At 69.3% G+C, this 4,948-nt stretch carries 3 protein-coding genes; 1 reads left to right on the top strand and 2 read right to left on the bottom strand.

Annotated features, from left to right (window positions below; all coding sequences use genetic code 11):
* The coding region (locus AC11WY_RS19030; protein ID WP_482928413.1) for a hypothetical protein at window positions 1-2,204 on the top strand (2,204 nt) is incomplete at its 5' end.
* Here the strand turns inward: AC11WY_RS19030 and AC11WY_RS19035 are convergent.
* A complete protein-coding gene (locus AC11WY_RS19035) occupies window positions 2,201-3,259 on the bottom strand; it encodes an acyltransferase family protein (RefSeq protein WP_482928415.1) in 1,059 nt (352 codons plus the stop codon). The genes AC11WY_RS19030 and AC11WY_RS19035 overlap by 4 nt on opposite strands.
* A 78-nt stretch (window positions 3,260-3,337) precedes the next feature.
* Window positions 3,338-4,753: an oligosaccharide flippase family protein gene (locus AC11WY_RS19040; protein ID WP_482928417.1), complete on the bottom strand. Its 1,416-nt coding sequence runs from the start codon at window positions 4,751-4,753 to the stop codon at window positions 3,338-3,340.
* Window positions 4,754-4,948: the final 195 nt, after the last annotated feature.

Below are 4,948 nucleotides of genomic sequence, written 5' to 3' on the forward strand. Positions count from 1 at the left end.
CGATTGCCGTGACGGTGGGTGGCGTGACGGTGACGCCGACGGGAACGGGGCCGTGGAGCGTCACGGTGCCGTCTTCGGGGGCCGCCTCGACGGTGGCCTGGGTGGTGACGGCGGCGAACGTGAACGGGTCGGCGACGTCGAGCGGATCGGCAGTGGTGGCGGCGGACCTGTCGGCGACCCCGGTCACGGCGATCGCGGCGAACGGGTGGCAGGCGACCTGGCCCGCGCCGCCCGCGATCGACCCGGTGGGGGCGCCGCAAACGCTGGCGGTGACGCGGCCGGGGTTCACGGCGACGGGTGCCGCCACGACCGTGACGGATACCGTGACGGTGATGGCGCGGGTGCGGCAGCCCTACCCCAATCAGGCGGCGCTGACGGCCGATCAGGTCTCGCTGTCGGATTTCGTCTATGCGGGCGACACGATCCCCGGCGTCGCGAACGGCTCGACGGTCGGCTATCCGCGCCCGGTGTGCTGCTGGCTGACACCCGATCTGGAGCGCGCGACGGGCAGCACGTTCACGGCGCGGCTGGCGGTGGCGCACGCCCATGCGCGCGGGGGACGCGCGGTGGCGGCGGTGACCTTCATCGCGAGCGACGGCACCAATACGGTGACGCAGACGGTTTCGGCGAAGTCGTCGCGGCAGTGGGCCTCGGGCCTCTGGGCGCCCTATTTCGAGTGCACGCTGGATCTTTCGACACTGGCCCCGGCGACGATCTGCACGCTGGATGCGATTGTCTATCCCTGGGTGGGAACGGCATTCCGGGCCTCGGTGCAGGGCGCGAGCTATCCGTCGATCAGCTTCACGGTGCTGAAGTTCCTGAACGACCGGACAGGAAGCTACGGCACGGCCTATGCTTATGTGAACGCGGCGACGGGCAACAATTCCACCGGGACCGTTTCGGCCACCGCGGCCACCGCGGCGGCGGCGCCGTTCCTGACGGTGGCCGCTGCGGCCACGGCGGTGAAGACCTTCAACACGGCGACCTTCGGGCGGGCCGAGGCCGCGGGCGGGGTGATCCGGCTAGTGGCGGGCACCCATGCCCATGCGAGCTTCGCGGCCGCCACGGCGAATGCCTTCCCGCTGCTGATCGAGGCGGCGGATCCGGCCACGAAGGCCACGACGATCTACACCGACAACGGCGTGAACGTCTCGGGCGGGCTGCCGGGCAAGGTGAAGTTCCAGAACCTGACGCTGCGCAAGGTGGGCGGCAACGTGATCCTGCTCGACAATGCGGCGGGGCTGGCGAACCTCGACCGGATGCTGGTGTTGCAGAACGTGGCGCTGGATCGGGCCGGGGCGGCGGCCTATGGCGCCTGGATTTACCGCACCGGGCGCTGCTGGATGGTGGATTGCACCGGCGACCCGGCGGGGGCGGTGGCGATGTTCAACACGGTGACGAAAGAGATCAACCTGATCGGGTGCAGCCTGCCGGGGCAGACCACCACGGCGGTCTACAATGCGGTGGCGAGCGTGGTCGGCTGGGCCTCGGACATGGCCAACACCACCGGGATGGAGGCGGCGGCGGGACAAGTGTTCCACCACTGCGTGATGAGTCAGTCGAGCGTGTCGGGAAAGGCGTTCCTGGCGAACACGACGATCGGGGCGGCCGGACTGGCGGTGGTGGGTTGCGTGATCGAGGCGACGAGCGGCAATACCGCACCGGCACTGGCGATCTCGGCCGACAGCGTGACGGTGCCGGTTCAGAACGTGACCTGCACGGGGTGCACCGTGGTGGGGTCGCGCAGCAACTGGCTCTATCAGGACAGCGGCACGACGACGATCGCCAAGAGCGGCTACCTGCGCTTCAACGTGAACACCTATCGCAACACCAAGACCGATGTGTTCGGCACCAACGGCGCGCTGACCGGGAACTGGGCGGCAAGCTACAACGTGGGCAGCCTCGCGAACGCGTCGCTGCTGGGCGACAATGCCGGGCATTCCACCTGCGGGGTCGGGCTCTGGCTGGGCGAGGTGGCGGCGCCGGGCGATGCCACCGGGTCGGTGGTGGCGCCGCTGGCGGTGAGCTGGGCCAACGACCAGTCGTTCGCCGGGGGCGGCGGCGGTCTTGGCGACTACACGCCCGCGCCGGGCAACGCGCTGCCGCTGATCCCGGCGGGGCTGGCGCCCTATCCGGTGGACCAGAAGGGGCGGCCGGTCTCCAACACCGGCGGCGCGCGGGCCGGGGCGATCCAGATGGCCTAACGGGTGGCGGAGACCAGGCGCGCGCGCACGGCAGGCACCATGCGCAGGGCTAGTGCGGGCCTTTCGACCAGGTGCCAGGACAGCACGGCCAGCGCCAGTGTCGGCGGCAGGGACAGGGCGATGTTCAACGCCGGCGTCAGCGCCCCGAAAGCCCAGACGACAAGGCCCTGCACCGGGAAGGCGTAGACGTAGAGCCCGTAGGAATAGTCGCCCGCCCGGTTCCAGAGCCGGACGGCGCGCAGCGGCAGGTGCCCGGCCCAGAACGCCGTGTAGGCCAACGCCACGACCAGCGCGGGAAAGGCGGCGGGGGTCGGCTGCAACACCGCCGCCAGCACGATCAGCGCCGCAACACCGGCAAAGCCGAGCGGCAGGTGGTGGCGATACTGCCAGGCCGCCATGCCGAGCACGAAGGGCAGCGACAGCACCTGCAGATCCTCCACCCGCGGCGGCAGGGCCACGGTGGCCGCCGCGACCCAGAGCAGCGCGTAGGCGGCGAAGGCCAGCGCGAGCGGTCGCGGTCGCCGCGTCAGGCCGGCCAGCCCGGCCAGACAGACCATCGCGTAGCAGGCGACCTCATACCCCAGGGTCCAGATCGAACCCTCGACCTTCGGGTAGGGGTTCGTCTCGAACACGCCGGGCAGGGTATAAAGCGGATCGACCAGCGCCAGATTGCGCAGCAGGAACCGCGCGGTGCCGGGTGCGCCCAGGTAGTCGGCCGCCGACAGCGTGGTGAGAAGCGGCCCCATCAGCAGCGTGACCAGGACCAGTGACACCGTCAGCGCCGGAAACAGCCGCAGCGCGCGCGCGGCCAGGAAATCGGCGGCCGAGGCGCGGCGCGCGAAGCTGGCGGAGACGAAGAACCCCGACACCGCGAAGAAGACGTAGACCGCCAGCGTGCCCAGCGAATGGCCGGTCAGGCGTTGCAGCGGCTCCACCGTGCCCGGCCCCCGGGTCAGCGGCCAGGCGTGCGAGACCAGCACCGCCGTGGCCGCGCAGAGCCGGATCAGATTGAAGTTGTTGTCGCGCCCCTGCGCGACCTCGCCGAGCCTGCGCATGACGCCTCTCCCTGCAACCGCTGGTTCGAGTGTCGCGTGGCAGGGTTAACGGGGGCTTAATGCCGGACGGAGGCCGGGTCAGGCCTCGTGCCGGGTCAGGGTGCGGCGGGCGATGTAGCTGCGCAGGTCGCGCATCCCGAGGAACGAGAGCGCGAAGACCAGGGCGACGAAGCCGAGCAGCGCGGTGTTGACCCCGTCTGTCATCGCGTCGCCGTTTGAACGCAGCGCGTAGATGGTGGCCAGCGCGAAGGTGGCGAGCGTCAGCACGACCGACGGCAGCAGCGGCCGCAACGGCAACTCCAGCCGCCGCTGCGCCAGACGAAGGGCGACGATGAAGCCGCCGAATTCGCCGATGATGCCGAGGTGGATCACCGTCAGCATGGATCCGCCATGCGCCGTCGCGATCCAGGCGACGGGCAGCAGCGCGACGCGGATCAGGTTCGACACCAGCGCGTTGCCGGTCTGCCCGCGCGCGAGCGCGACGATGGAACTGCCGCCCTTCAGCACCCGCAGGCCCTGCAGGATGGCAAGCCAGACCAGCAGCGGCGGCAGGCCGGCATATTTCGCGCCGAGCACCAGATGGACGAAGGGCGGGCCGAACAGCATGACCGCCAGCAGCGTGATCCCGCCGAACAGGAAATGCAGCTGCAACGTTGCGGCGGCGAGGTGGACAAATCGCTCGCGGTCGCGCGCGGCCGAAAGCTGCGGCAGAAAGAAGTTGGCCGCCGTGTTGCCCAGCATCAGCGTCGGCGTCAGCGTCAGGGTGAAGCCCATCGCGAACAGCGCGAGCGAGGCCATGCCCAACTGGTGCCCGATGATCAGCTTCTCGCCGTTGAAGACGGCGAACAGCACCAGCCCGTCCAGCATCAGCGGCCAGCCGAACTTCAGGCTTTCCCGCATCACCACGGGGTCGAAGCGCAGCCGGTAGGGCCGCGCCGCCAGCAGGTGGCTGCCGACCAGCGCCGCGGCACCCTGGATCAGCATCGCGAACAGCAACACCCGGTAATCGCCGGTCAGGATTGCCAGCGGCCAGACGCAGAGCACCGACAGCGCCACCGGCAGCACGTTGATGATGATGCCGGGCAGGTAGACCATCCGGCGCGCCTGCCGGATCGTGTCGAGGTGCTGCAACCCGTTGAACAGCGGCATCAGTGCCAGCAGGCGATAGGCCCAGGTCACCTGCGGCACCCCCAGGAAGGCGGCGATCGGCGCCGCCAGCAGCGCCAGCGCCACCGCGTTCAGCACCGCGCGCAACGCCTGCACGGCCTGCAGCGCCGCCTGCAGGTCGGCGTCGTCGCCGTCCTTGCGCAGGATCAGTTGCTGCTGGATGCCAAGCGCCGACATCATCTCGACGATCGACATCGACAGCAGGAACGTCGAGGCGATGCCGTAGTCCGAGACGCCGATCAGCCGCGCCACCAACAGGTTGCGCAGGAACAGGAGCATGTAGCTCGTCAGGTTCCCGGACAGGATGAGGAGCGCGGATCGGAACATTCAACCTCGATACATGACCGGCAAGGCAGGGCCCCGCTTGCGCGCTATTCGAACAGCCTTCGTGTTGGGATGACGATGACGTCGCCTTTGGCGAGTTCTGTGGTTGGTGGGATTGGGTTTGGTTTGGGGGATTTTTGGGTTGAGAGGGAGAAGGTGTAGGTTTTGTCTTCGCCGGTCTGGGGGTTGTGGCGGTGA

It is taken from the genome of Solirhodobacter sp. (assembly GCF_964715405.1).